The organism is Streptomyces sp. NPDC043853 (assembly GCF_056436025.1).
In genome coordinates this window covers 186,426-207,730 of sequence record NZ_JBWKDJ010000011.1, presented here as the reverse complement: position 1 = coordinate 207,730, position 21,305 = coordinate 186,426, and the positions used below count along the sequence as shown (strand labels likewise).

At 74.3% G+C, this 21,305-nt stretch carries 17 protein-coding genes; 12 read left to right on the top strand and 5 right to left on the bottom strand.

Annotated elements, in window-relative coordinates; all coding sequences use genetic code 11:
* Nucleotides 1-15 precede the first annotated feature (15 nt).
* Nucleotides 16-240, top strand: a complete 225-nt coding sequence (locus AC067U_RS26865) for an acyl-CoA carboxylase subunit epsilon (protein ID WP_478832338.1) — start codon at nucleotides 16-18, stop codon at nucleotides 238-240.
* A 110-nt stretch (nucleotides 241-350) separates the two neighbouring features.
* On the opposite strand, the gene AC067U_RS26860 is transcribed toward AC067U_RS26865, so the two are convergent.
* Nucleotides 351-2,009: an FAD-dependent oxidoreductase gene (locus AC067U_RS26860; RefSeq protein ID WP_478832337.1), complete on the bottom strand. Its 1,659-nt coding sequence runs from the start codon at nucleotides 2,007-2,009 to the stop codon at nucleotides 351-353.
* A gap of 293 nt (nucleotides 2,010-2,302) precedes the next feature.
* On the opposite strand from AC067U_RS26860, the gene AC067U_RS26855 reads away from it, so the two are divergent.
* From AC067U_RS26855 to AC067U_RS26825, 7 genes are all read left to right on the top strand, one after another.
* Nucleotides 2,303-3,418, top strand: a complete 1,116-nt coding sequence (locus AC067U_RS26855; RefSeq protein ID WP_478832336.1) for a SchA/CurD-like domain-containing protein — start codon at nucleotides 2,303-2,305, stop codon at nucleotides 3,416-3,418.
* Between the two features lie 119 nt (nucleotides 3,419-3,537).
* Nucleotides 3,538-3,990: a cupin domain-containing protein gene (locus AC067U_RS26850; protein WP_478832335.1), complete on the top strand. Its 453-nt coding sequence runs from the start codon at nucleotides 3,538-3,540 to the stop codon at nucleotides 3,988-3,990.
* Complete coding sequence (locus tag AC067U_RS26845) at nucleotides 3,987-5,270, top strand: beta-ketoacyl-[acyl-carrier-protein] synthase family protein (RefSeq protein ID WP_478832334.1); 1,284 nt, start codon at nucleotides 3,987-3,989, stop codon at nucleotides 5,268-5,270. Before AC067U_RS26850 ends, AC067U_RS26845 begins: the two co-directional genes overlap by 4 nt.
* Nucleotides 5,267-6,547, top strand: coding sequence for a beta-ketoacyl synthase N-terminal-like domain-containing protein (locus AC067U_RS26840; protein WP_478832333.1), 1,281 nt, complete (start codon nucleotides 5,267-5,269; stop codon nucleotides 6,545-6,547). Before AC067U_RS26845 ends, AC067U_RS26840 begins: the two co-directional genes overlap by 4 nt.
* A 13-nt stretch (nucleotides 6,548-6,560) precedes the next feature.
* Entirely contained in the window at nucleotides 6,561-6,818 is a 258-nt protein-coding gene (locus AC067U_RS26835; protein ID WP_478832332.1) for an acyl carrier protein, read from the top strand.
* 2 nt (nucleotides 6,819-6,820) lie between these two features.
* On the top strand, nucleotides 6,821-7,267 hold the full coding sequence (locus AC067U_RS26830; RefSeq protein WP_478832331.1) for an SRPBCC family protein: 447 nt from the start codon (nucleotides 6,821-6,823) through the stop codon (nucleotides 7,265-7,267).
* A 12-nt stretch (nucleotides 7,268-7,279) separates the two neighbouring features.
* Entirely contained in the window at nucleotides 7,280-7,606 is a 327-nt protein-coding gene (locus AC067U_RS26825; RefSeq protein WP_478832330.1) for a TcmI family type II polyketide cyclase, read from the top strand.
* Here the strand turns inward: AC067U_RS26825 and AC067U_RS26820 are convergent.
* Nucleotides 7,595-8,497, bottom strand: coding sequence for a LysR family transcriptional regulator ArgP (locus AC067U_RS26820; RefSeq protein ID WP_478832329.1), 903 nt, complete (start codon nucleotides 8,495-8,497; stop codon nucleotides 7,595-7,597). The two genes, AC067U_RS26825 and AC067U_RS26820, sit on opposite strands and share 12 nt — an antisense overlap.
* 89 nt (nucleotides 8,498-8,586) lie before the next feature.
* Here AC067U_RS26820 and AC067U_RS26815 point away from each other — a divergent pair, with 89 nt between their 5' ends.
* On the top strand, nucleotides 8,587-9,210 hold the full coding sequence (locus tag AC067U_RS26815) for a LysE/ArgO family amino acid transporter (protein WP_478832328.1): 624 nt from the start codon (nucleotides 8,587-8,589) through the stop codon (nucleotides 9,208-9,210).
* 111 nt (nucleotides 9,211-9,321) lie between these two features.
* Nucleotides 9,322-10,242, top strand: a complete 921-nt coding sequence (locus AC067U_RS26810; RefSeq protein ID WP_478832416.1) for an NADP-dependent oxidoreductase — start codon at nucleotides 9,322-9,324, stop codon at nucleotides 10,240-10,242.
* A gap of 21 nt (nucleotides 10,243-10,263) precedes the next feature.
* Here the strand turns inward: AC067U_RS26810 and AC067U_RS26805 are convergent, their stop codons facing one another.
* Both AC067U_RS26805 and AC067U_RS26800 read right to left on the bottom strand, forming a co-directional pair.
* A complete protein-coding gene (locus tag AC067U_RS26805; protein WP_478832327.1) occupies nucleotides 10,264-12,942 on the bottom strand; it encodes a SpoIIE family protein phosphatase in 2,679 nt (892 codons plus the stop codon).
* Nucleotides 12,943-12,965: 23 nt separating this feature from the next.
* Nucleotides 12,966-14,996 (bottom strand): SpoIIE family protein phosphatase, encoded by a 2,031-nt coding sequence (locus tag AC067U_RS26800; protein ID WP_478832326.1) that lies wholly within the window; start codon nucleotides 14,994-14,996, stop codon nucleotides 12,966-12,968.
* Nucleotides 14,997-15,105: 109 nt separating this feature from the next.
* Here AC067U_RS26800 and AC067U_RS26795 point away from each other — a divergent pair, with 109 nt between their 5' ends.
* Nucleotides 15,106-17,163 carry a SpoIIE family protein phosphatase gene (locus AC067U_RS26795; protein WP_478832325.1) on the top strand — a complete coding sequence of 686 codons (2,058 nt, stop codon included), beginning with the start codon at nucleotides 15,106-15,108 and terminating at the stop codon, nucleotides 17,161-17,163.
* A 142-nt stretch (nucleotides 17,164-17,305) separates the two neighbouring features.
* Nucleotides 17,306-17,974 carry a DUF4360 domain-containing protein gene (locus AC067U_RS26790; RefSeq protein WP_478832324.1) on the top strand — a complete coding sequence of 223 codons (669 nt, stop codon included), beginning with the start codon at nucleotides 17,306-17,308 and terminating at the stop codon, nucleotides 17,972-17,974.
* A gap of 131 nt (nucleotides 17,975-18,105) precedes the next feature.
* On the opposite strand, the gene AC067U_RS26785 is transcribed toward AC067U_RS26790, so the two are convergent.
* On the bottom strand, nucleotides 18,106-20,892 hold the full coding sequence (locus AC067U_RS26785; protein WP_478832323.1) for a helix-turn-helix transcriptional regulator: 2,787 nt from the start codon (nucleotides 20,890-20,892) through the stop codon (nucleotides 18,106-18,108).
* Nucleotides 20,893-21,305: the final 413 nt, after the last annotated feature.

Sequence of the window (21,305 nt, the reverse complement as noted above, 5' to 3'; positions counted from 1 at the left end):
CGAGGAGCCGAGCCGATGCAGACCAACCTTCCGAGCACCGCCCTGCTGCGGATAGAACGCGGCCACGCCGAGCCCGAGGAACTCGCCGCGATAACCGCCGTGCTGACCGCCTGCGTGGCCGGACGCCGCGCCCTCGCCCTGCACGCCGAGCAGCACCCCGCGACGCCCGGCCGCCGTTCAGCCCGGCGGCCGGGCGTCGCGCATGCGGCCTGCTGGTCCGGGTGCTGGGCCTGCCGCTGACCGCGGCAGGCCCCACCGCGGCCGGCGGCCGCGCTCACCCTCCGGCACGGTGGGGGCCCGCCCGTCACGGCGCGGGCCCGCACCACCGCGCGGAGGGAGCGTCCCGCCGGTCAGCCGCGCCGCAGCACCCGCTGCAGCACGGAGGACAGCTCGGCCTCGGGGTCCGCCACCGGCCCCTCGGACCGCCACGCCACGTACCCGTCGGGCCGCACGAGCACCGCCCCGTCGGCCCGCACGCCGTGTACGTCCGCCCAGTCCGCCCCGTCCTGGGTGCGGAACTCCGCGTCCGGACCCTCGCCCAGGACGCGTCCCGCCAGCCGCAGGGACATCCGTCCGGCCACCCGCTCCGCCGCCGCCCGCCAGGGCGTGCCCGGCGAGCACAGCAGGGTGAACGAGCGCTCGTAGAGGTCCAGGGAGGACATCCGGCCGTCCGGCCCGTCCAGCCACAGGTGCGGGGCCCGGGTGCCCGGGGAGCCGTCGAGCAGCATCCCGGGCGGGATGATCTCGCGCTCGGGGTCGCCGCCGATCAGCGCGCCCCGCGGGTAGCAGTACGCCATCGCGGTCGGCAGCATCCGGCTGTCCTTGCCGGCCTTGGCGCTCGGCCCGCCGGGTACTCCGGGCGCGCCGGGCAGCGGCGAGTAGCCGGGGTGGTCGTGCTCGACGGAACGCGCCGAGGCCCGCTCACTGGTGGCCAGGGCCACCGGTCGCCGTTCCTCCCCGTAGGTGTCCAGCAGGCCCGGCCCGGCCTCGCCCGCCAGCACGGCCGCGAGCTTCCAGGCCAGGTTGTGGGCGTCCTGGATACCGGTGTTGGAGCCGAACGCGCCGGTCGGCGACATCTCGTGCACGGCGTCGCCGACGAGGAACACGCGGCCCGCCGCGTACTGGTCCGCCACCCGTTCGGCGGCGTGCCACGCCGCCTTCCCGCCGATCTCCACGTCCAGGTCGGGCACCCCGATGGCGCGGCGGATGTGGTCCGCGCACCGTTCGTCGGTGAAGTCCTCCATGGTCTCGCCGACCTCGGGGTGCCACGGGGCGTGGAACACCCAGTTCTCGGCGTTGTCCACCGGCAGCAGCGCCCCGTCCGCGCCCGGCTTGATCAGGTAGCAGACGATGAACCGGAGGTCGCCCAGCACCTCGGGCAGCCGACGGGAGCGGAAGGTCACGCTCACGTTGTGGAACAGGTCCCCGTTGCCGGTCTGCCGGATGCCCAGCTGTTCCCGGACCGGGCTGCGCGGGCCGTCCGCGGCGACCAGGTACTGCGCGCGCACCCGGATGTGGGCGCCGGTGTCGCGGTCCTTGACCACGGCGCTGATGCCCTCGGGGTCCTGGTCGAAGGAGATCAGCTCGGTGGAGAAGCGCACGTCCGAGCCGGCCTCACGGCTGAGTTCGGCCAGCACCGGCTCGATGTTGTTCTGGCTGCACAGGCACCACCGGGTGGGGCTGAACCTGGCCAGCGCGCCGCCCGGGTCGGTGTTCTCCACCAGCCAGCGGTGGTCGCCACCGGTCAGCGAGGTGGCCTGGATCAGCCCCTTGTTCTCCTCCAGCACCGCTGCCGCCCGGCGGATGCGCGGTTCCGCGCCGGCCACCCGGAACAGCTCCATCGTCCGGGCGTTGATGCCGCGGCCGCGTGGGTGGGGGGACACGCCGGCGTGCTTCTCGACCAGCATGTGCGCGACCCCGTGCCGGCTCAGGAACAGCGAGGCGGACAGTCCCACCAGGGAGCCGCCCACCACCAGTACCGGCACCTCGACGTCGTATTTCTCTTCCATGGCCTGCTCGGCTCCTTCCCGCGGGGGATGACGCAGCTTTCTATGCCCGTTGGCTGCCCGCTGACCGGCCCGATACGGCCGCCGTTCATCCGTTTGATCTGCATGTGTCGCGTTCTCTGGAGGCTGCGGCAACGATCTGTCTAGAGGAGGAGCAGCGCCCGTGCCCGCACGAGGGCCGGCCTGCCACCGGATCAGCGGGCCGGACGCCCGCGCCGCTGCCACCGACCCCGACAGCGCAAGGACACAAGGCCCGCGCGGAGCGCGGCCGTTGTCACCACAAGGGAGCGTGCAAGATGACCATCACCCTGCCGGATCGCGTCTCGCAGTCGGCCTTCGACGGGTCCCGGCTCCGGGTCGTCATGCTGGTCGACCTGCACGACGGCGCCCAGAACCGGTTCCTGGAGGCCTACGAGCAGATCCGCCACCATGTTGCCGCTACCCCGGGCCACCTCAACGACCAGCTGTGCCAGTCGTTCGAGAATCCCTCCCAATGGCTCATCACCAGCGAGTGGGCGAGCGCCCCGCAGTTCCTCGACTGGGTCAACAGCGAGGCGCACATCGAGCAGATCCGGCCGCTGAGCGCCTGCATCCGCACCACCTCCTCGATGCGCTTCAACGTGCTGCGGGAGACCGGCGAGAGGGTGACCGGCGGTGCCGTCCAGCAGTCAGCGCGGCTCGGCGACGACCTGGTGCGGCACGCGCTGACCTTCACGGTGCGCCCCGGCAGCGAGGAGGCCGTCGCCAAGCTCCTCGCCGAGTACGACCCGCCGTCCGCGAAGGTCGACGACACCACCCGGCTGTGCCGCACCACGCTGTTCATGCACGGCAACCGGGTCGTGCGGACGGTCGAGGTCAAGGGCGACCTCACCAAGGCCCTGCGGCACGTCGCCCGGCAGCCCGAGGTCCGGGCCGTCGAGGAGGCCATCAACCCGTACCTGGAAGTGGACCGCGACCTCGACGACCCGGAATCGGCGCGGGTGTTCTTCACCCGGGCCGCCATGCCGGCCGTGCACCACGTGGCCGCGCACGGCGACGCCGCCCGGTGCCGCCCCGAGGAGGTGGAGCGGCACGCGATCTACTACCGGGCCAAGCCCGGACGGGGCACGCTGCTGGCCAAGTTCCTCGCCCGGCAGGCCGAGGCCGCGGCCGGCGACACCACCGGACCGGTGGTCAGCAGCACCGTCTTCCAGCGCGACGACATCGTCGTACGCCTGATCGACGTACGCGGCCCGCTCGGCGAGGACCCCGTCGCGATCCTCGGCATCCGGGGGCCCCGCAAGAGCGCGGTGCTCGACCGGCTGCTCGACGGCACGGCGTACCGGCCCCCGGCCACCGCGCAGCAGCCCGCACACCTGCTCGTCCGCTCCGGCATGCGCCTGGTCACCGACCGGTCCGCCCGGGACTCCTGACCCGCCGCCGGCCCGGACCCCCCGACCCGGCCCCCGACCCGGACCCCGCCGCCGACCCGGCCCCGCCCCCCGACCCGTAAACCACGCCCCAGCCCGCCCCCGCCAGGAGGAACGCAGTCATGACCACGCACGCCCCACGCATCGTGGACCTCAGCGAGACTCAGCCCAACCGCAGGCGGGGCGGTGACATCCGCGCCGTTCTCACCCCCACCTCATGCGGCGCGACCAGCGGGTTCATGGGCCTCGCGCTGATGGAGCCGGGCGAGTGGATCGCCGAGCACTACCACCCGTACTCCGAGGAGTTCGTGTTCCTGGTGGCCGGCCGCGTCGAGGTCGACCTGGACGGCGTCACCCACGAGATGCGCCCCGATCAGGGCCTGCTCGTCCCGATGAACGTCCGCCACCGGTTCCGCAACACCGGATCCGAGGAGGCCCGCATGGTCTTCCACCTCGGCCCGCTGGCCCCCCGCCCCGAGCTGGGCCACGTCGACACCGAGACCAACCCGGCGGGAGCCGGTCACCCGGCACCGTCCCACACCCCGGCCCCGGCCCCGTCCGAGGCAGTGTCGTGACCCGGCGGGTGGCCGTCACCGGCATCGGCGTGGTCGCCCCCGGCGGGATCGGCGCCCCGGCCTTCTGGGACCTGCTGTCCCACGGCCGTACGGCGACGCGCGGCATCACCCTGTTCGACCCCGCCGGGTTCCGGTCCCGGATCGCCGCCGAGGTGGACTTCGACCCCGCCGCACACGGCCTGGACGCCGGCACGGTCGCGCGCTGCGACCGGTACATCCAGTTCGCCCTGGTCGCCGCGCGGGAGGCGGTCCGCGACAGCGGGCTGGACCTCGCCGCGGCCGACCCGTGGCGCACCGGTGTCTCCCTGGGCAGCGCGGTCGGCGGAACCACCCGCCTGGAGTCCGACTACACCCTCGTCAGCGGCAAGGGTGCCTGGTGGGACGTGGACCACCACCCCGCCCGCCCCGACCTGCACCGGGCCTTCACACCGGCCACCCTCGCGGCCACGGTCGCCGAGGACGTCGGCGCCCGCGGCCCGGTGCAGACGGTCTCCACGGGCTGCACCTCCGGCCTCGATGCCATCGGCTACGCCTGCCACTCCATCGAGGAGGGCCTGATGGACGTGTGCGTGGCGGGCGCCTCCGACTCGCCGATCTCGCCCATCACCGTGGCCTGCTTCGACGCCATCAAGGCGACCTCGGCGAACAACGACGACCCGGAGCACGCCTCCCGGCCGTTCGACGCCCGCCGGGACGGCTTCGTCCTCGGCGAGGGCAGCGCCGTCCTGGTGCTGGAGGAACTGGAGCACGCCCGGGCCCGCGGCGCCACCGTGCACTGCGTGATCGGCGGCTACGCCACCTTCGGCAACGCCCACCACATGACCGGGCTCACCAAGGAGGGCATCGAGATGGCGCGCGCCATCTCCACCGCGCTCGACCACGCCGGCCTCGCCCCCACCGAGGTGGACTACGTCAACGCGCACGGCTCCGGCACCAAGCAGAACGACCGGCACGAGACCGCCGCCGTCAAGCGGGTCCTGGGCCCGCACGCCTACCGGACCCCGATGAGCTCCATCAAGTCCATGGTCGGCCACTCCCTGGGCGCCATCGGCGCCATCGAACTGGTGGCCTGCGTGCTGGCGCTCACCCACCAGGTGGTGCCGCCGACCGCCAACTACGAGCACCCCGACGAGGAGTGCGACCTCGACTACGTCCCGGTGACCGCCCGCGAGCGGAAGCTGAACACCGTCCTGTCGGTGGGCAGCGGCTTCGGCGGGTTCCAGTCCGCGGTCGTCATGTCGAAGCCCCCCGAAACCCGGACGAAGGTGAGGACGGCATGAGCCCGGAACCGGAGCCCCCGGCCGCGGGGACCACCCCCGGCCGCACCGCGGTCATCACCGGCATCGGCGTCGTCGCCCCCAACGGCGTGGGCATGAACGCCTTCTGGAAGGCCACCCAGGCCGGAACCTGCGTACTCGACCGGATCACCCGCAAGGGCTGCGAACACCTGCCCCTGCGGGTGGCCGGAGAGGTCAGGGACTTCGACCCGCACGGCCTGGTCGAAGAGCGCTACCTGGTGCAGACCGACCGCTTCACCCACTTCTCGCTGGCCGCCGCCGACATGGCCATGGAACAGGCCCTGCTCGGCCGCGCCGACTACGAGGACGACTCCTTCTCCATCGGCGTGATCACCGCCGCCGGGTCCGGCGGCGGCGAGTTCGGCCAGCGCGAGCTCCAGCAGCTGTGGGGCCAGGGTCCGAAGTACGTCGGCCCCTACCAGTCCATCGCCTGGTTCTACGCCGCCACCAGCGGCCAGATCTCCATCCGCGGCGGCTTCCGCGGCCCCTGCCAGGTGGTGGCCAGCGACGAGCCCGGCGGCCTCGACGCCTTCGCCCAGGCCGCCCGTACGATCCGGCGCGGCACCGACGCCGTGCTGGTCGGTTCCGCCGAGGCCCCCCTCGCCCCGTACTCGATGGTCTGCCAGCTCGGCTACCCCGAACTGAGCACCCACCCCGACCCGGAGCGCGCCTACCGCCCGTTCACCGCCTCCGCCTGCGGGTTCGCCCCCGCCGAGGGCGGCGCCGTCCTCATCGTGGAGGACCTGGAACGGGCCACCGCCCGGGGCGCCCCGGTCCGCGCCGAAATCGCCGGCCACGCGGCCACCTTCACCGGCGCCGGACAGTGGCAGCGGTCCCGGGAGGGACTGGCCCGGGCGATCACCGGAGCGCTCCGGCAGGCCGGCTGCGCCGCCGAGGAGATCGACGTGGTCTTCGCCGACGCCCTCGGCGTCCCCGAGGCCGACCGCGCCGAGGCCCTCGCGATCACCGACGCCCTCGGCACCGCGCACGGCCGCACCGTGCCGGTGACCGCCCCCAAGACGGGCACCGGCCGCGCCTACTGCGGCAGCGCCGCCCTCGACGTGGCCGCCGCCGCACTGGCCCTGGAACACGGCCTGGTACCGCCCACACCGAACGTCTTCGACGTCTGCCACGACCTCAACCTGGTCACCGGCACCGCGCAGACCGCCCCGCTCCGGACCGCCCTGGTCCTCAGCCGCGGCCTGATGGGGTCCAACTCGGCCCTCGTCCTGCGCACCCCCGTCCGCCCCTCCCCCTGAAGGAGCAAGCACCATGTCCGAACGACTCACCGTCGAAGAACTCAGCGCGCTGATGAAGCGCAGCGCGGGCGTCTCCGTCGAGCCCGCGGTCCTGGCCGGCCGGCCCGACGCCGAGTTCGCCGACTACGGCCTCGACTCGCTCGGCCTGCTCGGCATCGTCGCCGAGCTGGAGAAGCGCCACGGCCACCCGCTCCCCATCGAGGTGGAGCACTGCAAGACCCCCCGGGCCTTCCTGGACCTGGTCAACGACTGCCTGATGACGGGAGCCTGAGCATGCCCGGCAGCACCGACAACGAGATCAAGATCGCCGCACCCCTCGACCTGGTCTGGGACGTCACCAACGACCTCCCCACCTGGCCCGAGCTGTTCAGCGAGTACGCCTCCATCGAGATCCTCGCGGAGGAGGGCGACACGACGCGGTTCCGCCTGGCCATGCACCCCGACGAGAACGGGGTGGTGTGGAGCTGGGTCTCCGAGCGCACCGTCTTCCGCGACGAACTCCAGGTCAAGGCCCGCCGGGTGGAGACCGGACCGTTCGAGTTCATGAACATCCACTGGGAGTACACCCCGGTGCCCGGCGGCACGAAGATGCGCTGGCGGCAGGAGTTCGCCATGAAGCCCGGAGCCCCCCTCGACGACGCGGGGATGACCGACCGCATCAACCACAACTCGAAGATCCAGATGGAACTCATCCGGGAAAAGATCGAAGCGCGAGTCTGAGGAGGCCGCACGATGCACCAAGCCCTCATCATCGCCCGGATGCAGCCGGACTCGGCGGAGGACATCGCCCGGGTGTTCGCCGAGTCCGACGCCGGCGAACTGCCGCACATCGTCGGCGTCACCCGCCGCAGCCTGTTCCAGTTCGGCGACGTCTACCTGCACCTGTTCGAAACCCCGCACCCGCCGGGCCCCGAGGTCGCCAAGGCCTCGAAGCACCCGCTGTTCCAGGACATCAGCGAACAGCTCTCCGCCTACGTCAGGCCCTACGACCCGCAGACCTGGCGGAGCCCGAAGGACGCCATGGCCCGCCAGTTCTACAGCTGGCAGTCAGGGCGCTGACCGCAGCGCCTCCGCCGCTTCCGCGGCCACCGCCCCGGCGACCGCGGACAGCGCGGGGGAGTGCAGCTTCCACTGCTGCCAGTAGAGGGCCACGTCCAGCGGACGGTCCGGCGCCAGTTCCACCAGCGCGCCGGACCCCAGCAGGGGCAGCGCCTGCGGCTCCGGGACCAGCCCCCAGCCCAGCCCGGCGGCCACCGCGTCCCGGAAGCCCTCCGAGGCCGGCACGTGGTGGCGTACCGGTCCGGCACCCGTGCGCCCGTCCGTCAGCCTGCGGGTGAACGCGTCCTGCAGGTCGTCGCTCCGGTCGAAGACGATCACCGGGGCCTGCGGCAGGTCCCGCTCCAGCGGACCGCCCAGATACCGCTCGGCGAAGGCGGGCGAGGCCACCGGCAGATAGCGGGCCAGGCCGAGCCGGCGTACCGAACAGCCCGCCACCGGGTCGGGGGACGAGGTGACCGCCGCCATCACCTGCCCCTCCCGCAACAGCATCGTGGTGCGGCTCTCGTCCTCCCGGTGGAGCTCCACGCAGACCGGCGGATCCTGCGGCACCCGGGTCAGCGCCGGCAGGAACCAGGTGGCCAGCGCATCGGCGTTCACCGCGATCGGCAGCCGAGCCGGCCCCTGCCCGTCCCCGATGCCCAGCTCGGTCCGGGTGTCCCGCTCCAGCCGGGCCAGCTGCCGCGCGAACCGCACCACCACCTGCCCCGACTCGGTCGGCCGCACCGGCTTGGTGCGCATCAGCAGGACCCGCCCGGTGCGCTGCTCCAGGGCCTTCACCCGCTGGCTCACCGCCGAGGGCGTCACGTGCAGCACGGCCGCCGCCGCGTCGAAGGTGCCCTCGTCCACCACCGCGAGCAGGGTCCGTACGTGTTCCAGGGGCAGCTCGTCCATCACGCGTACGAGACTAGCGAAAGTTCTGCTAAGGATACGTAAGAATCTTTAGCTGTACGCATGATCGTCGCGTGCGTACCGTCGGAGCCATGACCAGCGCAACCCTCACCGCGGCCCTCGCCGGATTCGGCACCGGACTCTCCCTCATCGTCGCCATCGGCGCCCAGAACGCCTTCGTCCTGCGCCAGGGCGTCCGCCGGCACGCCGTCTTCGCCGTCGTCGCCATCTGCGCCCTCTCCGACGCCCTGCTCATCGCCCTCGGCGTCGCCGGCGTCGGGGCCGTGGTCACCGCCTGGCCGGCCGCCATCACCGCCGTCGGCATCGCCGGCGGCCTCTTCCTCGTCGGCTACGGAGTCCTCGCCGCCCGCCGGGTGCTGCGCCCCGACCCCGGCGCCGCCCTCTCCGCCGACGGCAAGGCCGCCGGCTCCGCCCGCGCCGCCGTCCTCACCTGCCTGGCCATGACCTGGCTCAACCCGCACGTCTACCTCGACACCGTGCTCCTCGTCGGCTCCCTGGCCACCGACCGCGGCGACCTGCGCTGGGCCTTCGGCATCGGCGCCGCCCTGGCCAGCCTCACCTGGTTCACGGGCCTCGGCTACGGCGCCCGGCTGCTGCGCGGCCTGCTGTCCACGCCCCGGGCCTGGCGGGTCCTGGACGGCCTGGTGGCCGCCACCATGCTCGCCATGGGAGGCCTGCTGCTGGCGGGGACCTGAGGGCCGCCCCCGAAAAACAGGTCTGGCCGGAACCCGATGTCCGTGGTGCCATAAAGGGTGGTGGGGCGGGCCGCGGGAGCGAAGGGCCGGCACATGTCCGAGAACACCAAGATGCGGGCGATGGCGTACGAGGCCTACGGCGGGCCGGAGGTCCTCGCCGAGACCTGGCTGCCGTGCCCCAAGTACGGTCCGGGAGAGCTCCTCGTCCGAGTGCGCCGGGCCGCCGTCAACCCGGTCGACTGGAAGATCATGGCCGGCGGGCTCGCCGGGCTGATGGAGGTCGTGTTCCCCGTCGTCCCCGGCTGGGACGTGGCCGGGACCGTCGAGGCCGTCGGCATCGACACCCCCGAATTCTCGGTCGGCGACGAGGTCATCGCCTACGCCCGCAAGGACTGGGTGCACGGCGGCACCTTCGCCGAGTACGTCACGGTGCCCGTCCGGGCGCTCGCACCGCGCCCGGCCTCGCTGGACTGGGACCAGGCCGCGGGGCTGCCGCTGGCCGGCCTGACCGCCTACCAGCTCCTGACCCGGCTGGGCACCTTCTCCGACGACGTGGTGCTGGTGCACGGCGCGGCCGGCGGCGTCGGCTCGATGGGCGTCCAGATCGCCCGTTCCCTCGGGGCCCGGGTCATCGGCACCGCCTCCGCCCGCAACCACGACAAGGTCAGGACGCTGGGCGCCGAGCCGGTCGAGTACGGGGACGGCCTCGCCGACCGGGTCCGGGACCTCGTGCCGGAGGGGGTCACGGTCGTCGCGGACTTCGTCGGCGGCGCCCTGGAGACCACCCGGGCCGTGCTCCGCAAAGGCGGCCGGCACGCCTCCATCGCCGACCCCTCCGTGCTCGGCGCGGGCGGCCAGTGGATGTGGGTCCGCCCCAGCGGCAGCGACCTCGCGGAACTGGGCCGCCTGGCCGACGGCGGGGCGCTGACCGTCCCCGTCGCGGCGACCTTCCCGCTGGAGGACCTCCCCGCCGCCTTCGCCCTCAGCCAGACCGGCCACGCCTCCGGCAAGATCACGATCTCCGTCGACTGACCTGACCCGACCTGACCCGGGTCACCAGGCGAGGTCCTCCAGGTCGTCGAGGCCCAGGCCGGCCAGGCCCGGGACGATCGGAACCGCGGCGGCGCCGCCGCCGGACAGGGAGAGCTCCGCCCAGATGACCTTCCCCCGCCCCGTGTACCGCGTGCCCCACCGCTCCGCCATCTGCGCCACCAGGAACAGCCCGCGCCCGCCCTCGTCGGTGCTCGCCGCGTACCGCAGGTGCGGTGCCGTACTGCTGCTGTCCCAGACCTCGCAGGTCAGCACCCGCTCCCGGAGCAGCCGCACCTTGATCGGCTCGCCGCCGTACCGGATCGCGTTCGTGATCAGCTCGCTGAGGATCAGCTCCGAGGTGAACGAGACCTCCTCCAGCCCCCACTCGGAGAGTTTGGCCGAGGCCGCGTTCCGCGCCCGCGACACCTCCGCCGGGTCCGCCGGCACGTCCCACTCCGCGACCTGGTCCGAGGTCAGCATCCGGGTCCCGGCCACCAGCAGCGCGATGTCGTCACTCGGCGCCGGGAACAGCAGCGCGTCCAGCACGTCCACACAGGTCTGCTCGGGCGTGCGGCCCGGCCGGGCCAGCGCCCCGCGCAGCAGCCCCAGCCCGCTCTCCAGATCGCGGTCCCGGTCCTCCAGCAGCCCGTCGGTGAACAGCACCAGCCGGCTCGCCTCCGCCAGCTCCAGCACCGCCGATTCGTAGGGCATCCCGCCCAGCCCCAGCGGCAGCCCGGCCGGCACCTCCGGGAACTCCACCCGCCCGTCCGGGTCCACCAGCGCCGGCCCGGGGTGCCCGGCCCGGGCGACCGCGCACTGCCCGGACGCCGGGTCGTAGACGGCGTAGAGGCAGGTGGCGCCGGTGATGCCGGGTCCCTCCCGGGACTCCGCCTGGTCCATGTCGATCCGCCCGACCAGCTCGTCGAGGTGCCCCAGCAGCTCGTCGGGCGGCAGGTCCAGGGTGGAGAAGTTGTGCACCGCGGTCCGCAGCCGGCCCATCGTGGCCGCCGCGTGCAGCCCGTGCCCCACGACATCGCCCACCACCAGTGCCACCCGCGCCCCCGGCAGCGGGATCACGTCGAACCAGTCCCCGCCCACCCCGGCCTTCGCCGGCAGGTACCGGTACGCCACCTCCACCGCGTTCTGCTCCGGCAGCACCCTCGGCAGCAGGCTCCGCTGCAGGGTCACCGCCATGGTGTGCTCCCGGGTGAACCGGCGCGCGTTGTCGATGGACACGCCCGCCCGGGCGGCCAGCTCCTCGGCGAAGGACAGGTCCTCCTCCACGAAGGCCTCCGGGGTGTCGGCCCGCCAGAAGTTCGCCATCCCCAGCACCACCCCGCGGGCCTGCAGGGGCACCGCGATGAGCGAATGGATCCCGTACTCCAGGGCCTGCGCGGCGCCCGGGGGGTCCTGCGCCTTCCAGGCGGGAGCGGTGGTCAGGTCCGCCTCCAGCACCGCCCGCCCGGTTTCCAGGGCCGCCGCCATCGGCGTGGTCGGCACCACGAACCGGATCAGGTCGCCCACCGGCTGCAGCGGGGGATCCGGCCGCACCCCGCACAACGCGGTCCGCCGCATCTCCGTGTGCACCCCGGAGGGCTCCTCGCCGCGCAGCACCGGGTCCAGCAGCTCCACCGTGACGAAGTCCGCGAACCGCGGCACCGCCACCTCCGACAGCTCCTCCGCGGTCCGTACGACGTCCAGGGTGGTGCCGATCCGCACCCCGGCGTCGTACAGCAGCTGAAGCCGGCTCCGGGCCACCTCGGACCGGCCCGCCAGCGCGGCCAGCTCGGTGGAGTCGCGCAGGGTGGCCACCGTCCCGGTCGGCTCGCCGGGGAAGGGCTGGGTGGGCCGCACGTTGACCGCCAGCAGCCGGTCCCCGGCCAGGTGCACCTCGTCCGTCGCGGTCCGCCCGGAGGCCAGCAGCCCGCCGATGGCCGGCGGCAGGCCCACCTGGTCCACCGGCCGCTGCTCGGCGTCCGCCGGCAGGTCCAGCAGCCGCCGCGCCTCGTCGTTGGCGAGCAGCAGCCGCCGGTCGGCGGCGATGATCAGCACGCCCTCGCGGACCGCGTGCAGCACCGCCTCGTGGTGCTCGTTCATCCGGTTCAGCTCGATCGGCCCCATGCCGCGGGTCTGCCGCCGCAGCCGTCTGCTGACGAACGCCGTTCCGGCCGTGCCGACGATCAGCGCGCCCGCGGCCGCGCCGAGCAGCAGCGGCAGCTGGTCCTCGACCACGTCGCCGACGTTCTGGATCTCGATGCCGGTGCCGACCAGCCCGACCACCTTTCCGTCGGGGCCGCGCACCGGGACCACGGCCCGGACCGCGTCACTGGGCTGGCCGTGGAAGACCTCGGTGAAGGAGGTGCCGGACGTGGCCCGCTCGACTCCGGTGGCCCGGACGCCGATGAGCTCCGGCCGCGGATCGGTGTACCGGATTCCGGTGGGGCTCATGACGGCGATGAAGTCCACCCCGGAGGCCTTGCGGGCCGCCTCCGCCCGGGCCTGCAGCAGGTCCGTCGGATCGGAGGAGAGCAGGGCCCGGTCGATCCCCGGGGCGTGCGCGAACGCCTCCGCGGCGGCCAGCGACTGGCGCCGGGCCTCGCGCTCGCTGTCGCTGCGGGCCTGCAGGATCAGCGCCAGCAGGGCGGTCGTCACCAGCAGCAGCACGATCACCGCCATCAGGGCGAACACCTGACCGGACATGCTGCGCGCCCACGCCCGGGGACTCACGGCCGGCTCCGGGCGATCAAGAGGGCCACGTCGTCGGTCTCGTCGGGCCGCCGCAGCTCGTCGAGCAGGAGGTCGCAGGTCTCCTCCAGCGGCCGGTCCGCGTCGTCCAGCAGGGCGACCAGGGCCGCCAGCCGCTCGTCGATCGGGTCGTGCCGGGTCTCCACCAGCCCGTCGGTGTACAGCACCAGCTGGTCACCGGGGGCGAAGGGCACCGCGCTGGTCTCGAAGGCGACCCCGCCGACCCCGAGGGGGGCTCCGGTCGGCAGGTCCACCAGTCCGGCCCGGCCCCCGATGCGCAGCAGCGCGGGCGGCAGGTGACCGGCGTTCGCGATCCGGATCTGTCCACGGCTCGGGTCGTAGACGGCGTACAGGCAGGTGGCGATGTAGTGCTCCAGCCCCCCGGTGATCCGGTCCAGGTGCCGGAGGACCTCCGCCGGATCGAGGTCGAGGTCCGCGAAGGCGTTGGTGGCGGTCCGCAGCCGGCCCATGGTGGCCGCGGCGTCGATGCCGCTGCCCATCACGTCCCCGACCACGAGCGCGGTCTTGTCCCCGGCCAGCGGGATCACGTCGTACCAGTCGCCGCCCACCTCGCTGGAGCCGTGCGCGGGCCGGTAGCGGGAGGCGACCTCCAGGCCGGGCGGGTGCGGGGGAGGGCCGGGCAGCAGGCTGCGCTGCAGGGTGACGGCGGAGTTGCGGACGCTCTGGTACCAGCGGGCGTTGTCGATGCTGACGGCGGCGCGCGCGGCGAGCTCGGTGGCGGTGAGCACGTCGTCCTCGTCGAACGGCAGCGGGTTGCGGGCCCGCTTGAGGTCCAGCGCGCCCAGCACCTCGCCGCGCGCGATCAGCGGCACCGCCAGGTACGAGTGCACGCCCGCCCGCTCCAGCTGCTCCGCGGCCTTGGAACTGCGGGCGATGCGCGCCAGGTCGTCCGTGCCGACCCGGGGCACGATCACCGGCCGGCCGGTGTGCACGCAGCGGGTGACCAGCCGGTCCTCCCCGTACATGGCGAGCTCGCCGACCGGGTCGGCGGCGTCCAGCGCCTCCGTCGGGTACGCCGCCTCCACCGCCAGCGCCCGGAACAGCTCCGGCCCGCTTTCGGGCGCCCCGGGGCGGCGGCAGGACAGCGCCGAGTCGAGTACGTCCACCGCCGCGATGTCGGCGAGGTCGGGCACCACCACCGAGGCCAGTTCGTGGGCCGTGCGGTCCACCTCCAGGGTGGTGCCGACCCGCGCCGAGGCGTCGGCGATGACCGCCAGCCGCCGCCGGGCCCGGTCCGCGGCGAGGGTGGACCGGTGCCGTTCGGTGACGTCGATGACCGAGATGCCGACGCCGAGCACCCGCCCGTGCGGGCTCTCCAGCCGGTAGTAGGAGACGGACCAGGCGTGGTCCTCGTCCGGGTCGGCAGCGGTCCGGCCGACCGTGAACTCGTCCAGGACCGGCATACCGGTGGTCAGCACCCGCAGGACCAGCCCCTCCAGGGCGTCCACGTCGAGGAACGGCAGCATGTCCCGGATCCGGCGGCCGATGTGCTGCTCGGCCGGGATCCCGTTGATGCGTTCCAGCGCGCGGTTGACCATCACGTACCGCATGTCGGTGTCGAGCAGCGCCAGCCCGATGGGGGACTGCGAGACGAGCCGCTCGGACAGGGCCAGATCGGTCTCCACCTGCTGGACGGTGGCGTGGTCGGCGGCGATGCCCAGGGCGTAGAGGTCACCGAAGGTGTCGGTCAGCCGCATGTTCCGGAATTCCACCATCCGGGTGGATCCGTCCTTGTGCTGCACGGGGAAGGCCCCCGCCCAGCTCTCGCCGGTCACCAGCACGTCGGCGAAGAGCCGGACCACCAGCTCGCGGTGCTCCTCGCGGACCAGCAGCCGGGCGGCGAACTTGCCGAGCGCCTCGGCCGCGCTCCAGCCGAACAGGCGCTCCGCGTCGGGGCTCCAGAACCGGATCCGCCCCTCCGAGTCCAGTACCACGGCGGCCACGCCGAGGACGTCGAGCAGGCCCCTCGGCTCCGGCGATTCGGTCACTCCTCCATGCTGCCCCCTGGGGCCCGTCAGGGCCTTGTGAGAGCCACCCGCACGGGTCTCCGATAGGGTGTTTTGAACGAAATGTACCCCTCGGGGTGAGGTCGTTGCCTTGGACACACATCAGTGGGCTGGCGAGGCGCCGGAGCAGCCCCAGCGAGGCGTGGGGTACGCGGGCGTACTCGAGGAACTGCTTCCGATCGCCCTGTGGCGGGAGGACGCCGACGGCCGGGTCGTCGAGTGGTCGCTCGCCGCGCAGGAGCTGCTCGGCCACACCCCGGCCGAGGTGATCGGCCGGTCCGCCGCCGCCGTGCTGGTCCCCGACGGCAACCGGGAGCTCGCCGAGGAGCTGACCCGCCGGGTGCAGGCCGGCGAGACGGTCGGCGGCACCCTGTCGGTGCGCCACCGGGACGGCCACTCGGTGACCATGGAGATGTGGATCCTGCCCGCCACCGACTCGGGAGGACGCTCCGGGGCGCTGCTGATCGCCGTGGAGACCTCCGAGGTCCTGCGGATGCGGGATTCCCTCGCCGCGCTGGAGAGCCTCTTCACCCAGTCGCCGATCGGCCTCGCCACCCTCGGCACCGACCTGCGCTTCCTGCGCGTCAACGAGGCCCTGGCCCGGATGAACGGCGTGTCCGCCCGCGACCACCTGGGCCGGCGGCTCAGCGAGGTGGTGCCCGGGGTCAACGCCAACGCCCTGGAGGCGATGATGCAGCGCGCCCTCGACCGCGGCACGCCCGTCATCGACACCCGCCGCACCGGCCGCACCCCGGCCGACCCGGGCCGGGACCACACCTGGTCCTGCTCCTACGCACCGCTGCGCGACAACGCCGGCCGTACGCTCGGCGTGATCGCCTCCCTCATCGACATCACCGAGGGCCAGCAGGCCCTGATCGAGGCCGAACGGGGACGCCACAGGCTGGCCCTGCTCGCCGAGGCCGGCGCGCGCATCGGCACCACCCTGGACCTCCAGCAGACCGCCCGGGAGATCGTGGAGGTCCTGGTGCCCGCCCTCGCCGACTCCGCCGACGTTCAGGTCCTGGAGGAGGTCCTCGCCCCGGACGAGGCCGGGGCCGCCCGGCACGGGCTGGTCCGCCGGCTCGCCGCGGTCTTTCCCGACCCCGGCGCGCCCACCGCGAAGCTGCTGCCGGGGATGACCTTCCAGATCCCCCGCGGCTCGGTGTACGAGCGGGGCATCGCCGAGGGCCGCCCGATGTCCCTCACCCACGCCGACATCCCGGCCCTGATCACCGGACCCCGCGCCGCGGCCCTGCGCGACTACCTCGGCTCCCGGATCGGCTCCGCCCGGCTGATCCCGCTGGTCGCCCGGGGCCGGCCGCTCGGCGCGGTGGTGGTCACCCGGCTGATGAGCCGTGAACCCTTCGACGAACAGGACAGCCTGCTCATCGACGAACTCCTGGCCCGCGCCGCCCTCAACATCGACAACGCCCGGATGTTCACGGACCAGCGGGTGGCGGCCCTGACCCTCCAGCGCAGTCTGACCAACAGCACCCTGCCGGACGTCTCCGGACTCGCCCTCACCGGCCGCTACCTGCCGGCCAGCGCCCATGACGTGGGCGGTGACTGGTACGACGCGATCAGCCTGCCCGGCGGCAGGACCGGCCTGGTCATCGGCGACGTGATGGGCCACGGCATTCACGCCGCCGCCGTGATGGGGCAGCTGCGCACCGCCGTCCGCACCCTGGCCCGGCACGACGTCCCGCCGGACCGGATGCTCCGGTCGCTCGACGACATCGTGGCCGAGCTCGGCGAGGACGAGATGGCCACCTGCGTGTACGCCGTGCACGACCCGTCCACCGGCGGCTCCGAGATCGCCCGGGCCGGGCACCCGCCGCCGGCCGTGGTCACCCCGGGCGGCCGGGTCGGCTTCCTGCAGGGCCCGCCCGGCACGCCGCTGGGCGCCGGCGGCGGCCGCTTCCGGTCCGAGCACGTCCCGCTGCCGCCGGGCAGCCTGCTGGCCCTCTACACCGACGGCCTGATCGAGTCCCGGCAGCGGGACCTCGACGAGGGCATGTGCCTGCTCGCCGATGCCCTCGGCCACCCCGGCCTCCCGTTGGAAGAGGTCTGCGACGCGGTCCTGGACCGCCTTCCGGTCGCCCCGGCCCAGGACGACGTGGCCCTCCTCCTCGCCCGCCCGCTCTCCTGAGGCCGGGGTGAGGCTGGGGCCATGCGGGTGGTCGCGGTCCGCGGTCCGGCATGGGGTCCGTGACGATAAGTCACATCATGCTGTAGTACGCCCGGAGGGTCCGTACGGCCCCCAGCGCACAGCACGAAAGGCAAGGCACCCCGTGTTCAGATCGGTGTTCATCGGTGGCGCGGCCACCGCCCTCGTCGCAGCAGCCGCCCTCGCCCCCGCGGCGGCCGCGCCCCGGCCCGCCGACGACCCCGCAGGCAAGGTCACCATCGACCTCGCCTCCGTCAACGGCTCGGGCTGCCGGCCCGGCAGCGCGACCGTGGACGTCGCGCCGGACAACTCCGCCTTCACCATCACCTACAGCGAGTACCTGGCCCAGATCGGCTTCGGGGCCCAGCCCACCGAGTTCCGCAAGAACTGCCAGCTGGGCCTGCGCGTGAACGTCCCCCAGGGCTACACCTACGCCATCGCCAAGGTCGACTACCGGGGCTTCGCCAGCCTCCAGGACCAGGCGAGCGGCGTCCAGCAGGCCGGCTACTACTTCCAGGGCATGTCGGGCACCTCACGGCGCAGCCACACCTTCCACGGCCCGTTCCAGGGCAACTGGCAGGTCACCGACGTCACCCCGGTGGAATCCCTCGCGTTCGCCCCGTGCGGGGAGAAGCGCAACTTCAACATCAACACCGAACTCCGGGTGAACGGCGGCACCTCCGACACCACCAGCACCACCAGCTTCATGGCGATGGACTCCACCGACGGCACCTTCAGCACCGTCTACCACTTCGCCTGGAAGGAATGCCTTCCGAACCCGATCCACCGATAGGGCCGGTGTGCGGGTCGCGGGTCGCGGGTCGCGGTGCCGGGCCCCGTGTGCCGGTGCCCCGGGGCCGGGCGGCGGGATGGCCCGGCGGCGGGATGACCCGGGGCGGAACCCGGCTCCCGGTCCCGGGGCCGTCAGTACCGGCGCATGGCCGTGGCCAGCTGCGCCCGCGACCGCACGTCCAGCTTCTGGTAGATCCGCGTCAGCCGCGCCTCCACCGTCTTCACGCTCAGAAACAGCTTCGCCGCCGCCTCCTGGTTGCTCGCCCCCTGGCTCACCAGCACCGCCAGCCGCATCTCGGCCTCGGTGAGCGCCCCGGGGTCGGCCACCCGCCCCGGTTCGGTCCGGGCCCGGCCGGTGCCACCCCGTCCGGCCCCGCCGGCCGCCGACTCCCGCGCCAGCGCGGCCCAGGGCACGGCCCCCGCCGCCCCGAACACCTCCGCCGCGGTCTCCAGCGCCGCCCGGGCCGGCGCGCGGCGGCGGCGCCGGCGCTCGACCCGCCCCAGCGCAAGCAGCGTCCGCCCCCGCTCCCACGGCAGCCCGAGCGTGTCGAAGGCCTCCGCCGTCGCCTCCAGCAGCGCCACCGCCGCCCCGGCCTCCCCGCCCGCCGACAGCAGCAGGCCGCGCGCCCGGTCCAGGGCCGCCACCACGCCCGTCCGCCCGAGCTCCACGGCCACCGGACGCACCGCCCCCAGCAGCGCCTCCGCCTCGCCCGGCGCGTCCACCGCGACCAGCGCCTCCGCCAACTCCCCGTGCCAGCGCAGGATCGACGGGTCCACCACCTGCTGGGCGGCCTCCAGCTCCGCCACCCGGCGCAGCGTGGCCACCGCCCGTACGGTCTCCCCGGTGGCCAGCTCCACCAGCCCCAGCGCGTGCAGGCTCCGCGACAGGAACACCTGGTCGCGCTCCTCCTCCGAGGCCCGCACACCCCGCCGGGCGTACCCGGCGGCCCGGGTGAAGCTGCCGCCGGTGTACTCCGCCATCGCCGCCACGTACCACGCCGGGCCCGGTGACAGCCCCGCCTCGATGGTCAGCCGCAGCGCCCGCCGCGCGCAGGCCGTGCCCGCCGCGCACCGGCCGCCGCGCAGCTCCACCTCGGTGATGCTGCGCAGCACCTCGAACACGTCCTCCGCGGAGCCGGTCCGCTCCACCGCGGGCAGCAGCACCATCAGCTGCTCCCGGGCGTCCGCCAGCCGGTCGTCGAACAGCGCGTGCCGCACCGCCAGGTACTGCGGGGCGTTCCGCATCCCCAGCGGCACCTCCGGCGCGGGCAGCGCGAGCGCCTCCGCGAGGATGTCCTCGGCCCCCGGATCGCCCAGGATCCGGCCCATCCGGGCCCGTACGGTCAGCGCCATCGCCTCGGCCACCCGGTCCCCGCCGGCCGCCGCGAGCTCCCCGGCCTCCGCCGCCGCGGCCATGGACCGTACGGGGTCGCCGTCGCTCAGGTTGTGCTTCCAGGCCATCCGCAGCCGTACGGCGGCCAGCAGCGCGGGATCGCCGGCCGCGTCGGCCGTGGCGTGGGCGAAGGTCTCGTCGAGGTCGGCCAGCGCCTGCCCGGCGGCGTCGATCACGGCGAGCCGGACCCGCACCCGGTCGGCGGGGGTCGCGTCCCGCTCCAGCACCGCCTCGGCCGCGCGCCGGGCCAGGTCGGCGCGCCCGGACCAGCCCGCGTCCTCCGCGGCCGCGACCAGCCGGGCCAGCTCGTCCCGCGGCCGGTCCACCGGGGTGCGTTCGGCGGCGAGCATGCCCAGTTCGGCGGCGAGCGCCCGGTTGCCGCGCCGACGGCAGGCCGCCGCCGCCCCGGTGATCTCGGCCGCCAGTTCCTCGTCCGGCCGGTCCACGGCCAGGGCCCGGTGCCGTACCGCCTGCACCGGGTCGTCGACCGCGGCGGCCAGCGCCGCGTGTCCGGCGGCCCGTTCCGGCCAGCCGGCGTCCGCGGCCAGTGCGGCCGGCAGCGCCCCGGCGGTGAACTCGACGGCACCGTCCTGCGCCACCGTGACCAGCGCGGCCCGTTCCGCCTCGGCGAGCTCGGCCTCCGCGTCGGGCCGCCCGGCCCGCCGCAGCAGCGCCGTGGTGGGCCGGGCCGCGAGCGCGGCGAGCAGCAGGGTGCCGCGGGCCCGGGGCGGAGCCTCCGCGAGCAGCCGCCTGGTCACCGCCCGGGCCGGCCCGGCCACCGGCAGTGTGTCGGCGTGGTGTGCGCAGCCGTCCCCGGCCTCGGCGAGCGAATGCCCCAGGGCCAGGGCCAGCCGCGGGTTGCCGCCGCTGGCCTGGTGGATCCGGCCGGCCAGCCGGGCCGGCAGGCCGCGCCGCGCCAGGAGCTCGGCCACCTCGTCGGCGCCCAGCGGCGGCACCCGCAGCACGGGGGTGTCCGGCCCGCACAGGGATTCCGCCACCGGGGCGCCGCCCGGCGCGCACTCCGCGGCGAGCAGCCGGACCTCCGGCGGGGTCAGCCGCAGCGCGAACCGCAGCAGCGCGGCGCTCTCCTCGTCCAGCCACTGCGCGTTGTCGACGACCAGCAGCACCGGTTCGGCGGCGGCCAGGGCGCGCAGCACCTCCACCACCGCCAGCCGCAGCGCGACGTGGTCGCGTCCGGCCCGCGGCGCGTCCGCCTCCCGGCGCAGCTGGGCGATCGCCGTCCGCTGCGGCCCGGCCAGGCCCTCCAGGACCGCGTCCGGGACGGCCGCGAGCAGTGCCGCGGCACAGCCCTCGGGGATGCACCGGTCGACCGCCTCGGGAGCCAGCCGGAGCACGGTCTGACCGCGGCGTTCGGCGGCGTCCGCCACGACCCCGGCCAGGGTGCTCTTGCCCGCTCCGGTGGGCCCGGTGAGGATCGCCCGGCCGCGGGTGGTCAGCGCACGGTCGACCGCCTCGATCAGTTCGCCGTGTCCGACGGTCGCCTCAGAGCCCCCCGTCGCCGCCACGCACAGCCACCACCCTCTCGCTCCCCGGATTCCTGTGCCCTGCCTGTGCACCTGTGAGCGCGAGAATACGAGGTCGTGGGCGAAGCGGAACCCGAGTGTGACGGAGAAATCAGCCGGAGTCCGACAGGTGGATGTTCGACGGGCAGTTGATGAACGTTCAACAGGGTGTCAGCACCCGCCCGCACTCCGCCGGCACTCTGCCCGCGCTCCCTCCGGCGACGCCGACGCAATGCCGCCGCAACGCCGACGCAACGCCGCCGGACCGTCGGCGGCCCGCCGGCGTTCGGAAAGACCCGCGGGCCTGCCGGCATGGGACGTCCGGCAGGCCCGCGGGGGGTGTTGGTCCGGACCAGTGGTCAGTTGGTCCGGACCTGTGGGGGGTGGCGGTCCGGGGTGGGGCCCGAATCGCCCTG

Bases quoted from the DNA above. Each gene is read 5' to 3' on its own strand.
- AC067U_RS26865 (WP_478832338.1), top strand. From the start codon at position 16: ATGCAGACCAACCTTCCGAGCACCGCCCTGCTGCGGATAGAACGCGGC.
- AC067U_RS26860 (WP_478832337.1), bottom strand. From the start codon at position 2,009: ATGGAAGAGAAATACGACGTCGAGGTGCCGGTACTGGTGGTGGGCGGC.
- AC067U_RS26855 (WP_478832336.1), top strand. From the start codon at position 2,303: ATGACCATCACCCTGCCGGATCGCGTCTCGCAGTCGGCCTTCGACGGG.
- AC067U_RS26850 (WP_478832335.1), top strand. From the start codon at position 3,538: ATGACCACGCACGCCCCACGCATCGTGGACCTCAGCGAGACTCAGCCC.
- AC067U_RS26840 (WP_478832333.1), top strand. From the start codon at position 5,267: ATGAGCCCGGAACCGGAGCCCCCGGCCGCGGGGACCACCCCCGGCCGC.
- AC067U_RS26835 (WP_478832332.1), top strand. From the start codon at position 6,561: ATGTCCGAACGACTCACCGTCGAAGAACTCAGCGCGCTGATGAAGCGC.
- AC067U_RS26830 (WP_478832331.1), top strand. From the start codon at position 6,821: ATGCCCGGCAGCACCGACAACGAGATCAAGATCGCCGCACCCCTCGAC.
- AC067U_RS26825 (WP_478832330.1), top strand. From the start codon at position 7,280: ATGCACCAAGCCCTCATCATCGCCCGGATGCAGCCGGACTCGGCGGAG.
- AC067U_RS26820 (WP_478832329.1), bottom strand. From the start codon at position 8,497: ATGGACGAGCTGCCCCTGGAACACGTACGGACCCTGCTCGCGGTGGTG.
- AC067U_RS26815 (WP_478832328.1), top strand. From the start codon at position 8,587: ATGACCAGCGCAACCCTCACCGCGGCCCTCGCCGGATTCGGCACCGGA.
- AC067U_RS26810 (WP_478832416.1), top strand. From the start codon at position 9,322: ATGCGGGCGATGGCGTACGAGGCCTACGGCGGGCCGGAGGTCCTCGCC.
- AC067U_RS26805 (WP_478832327.1), bottom strand. From the start codon at position 12,942: ATGTCCGGTCAGGTGTTCGCCCTGATGGCGGTGATCGTGCTGCTGCTG.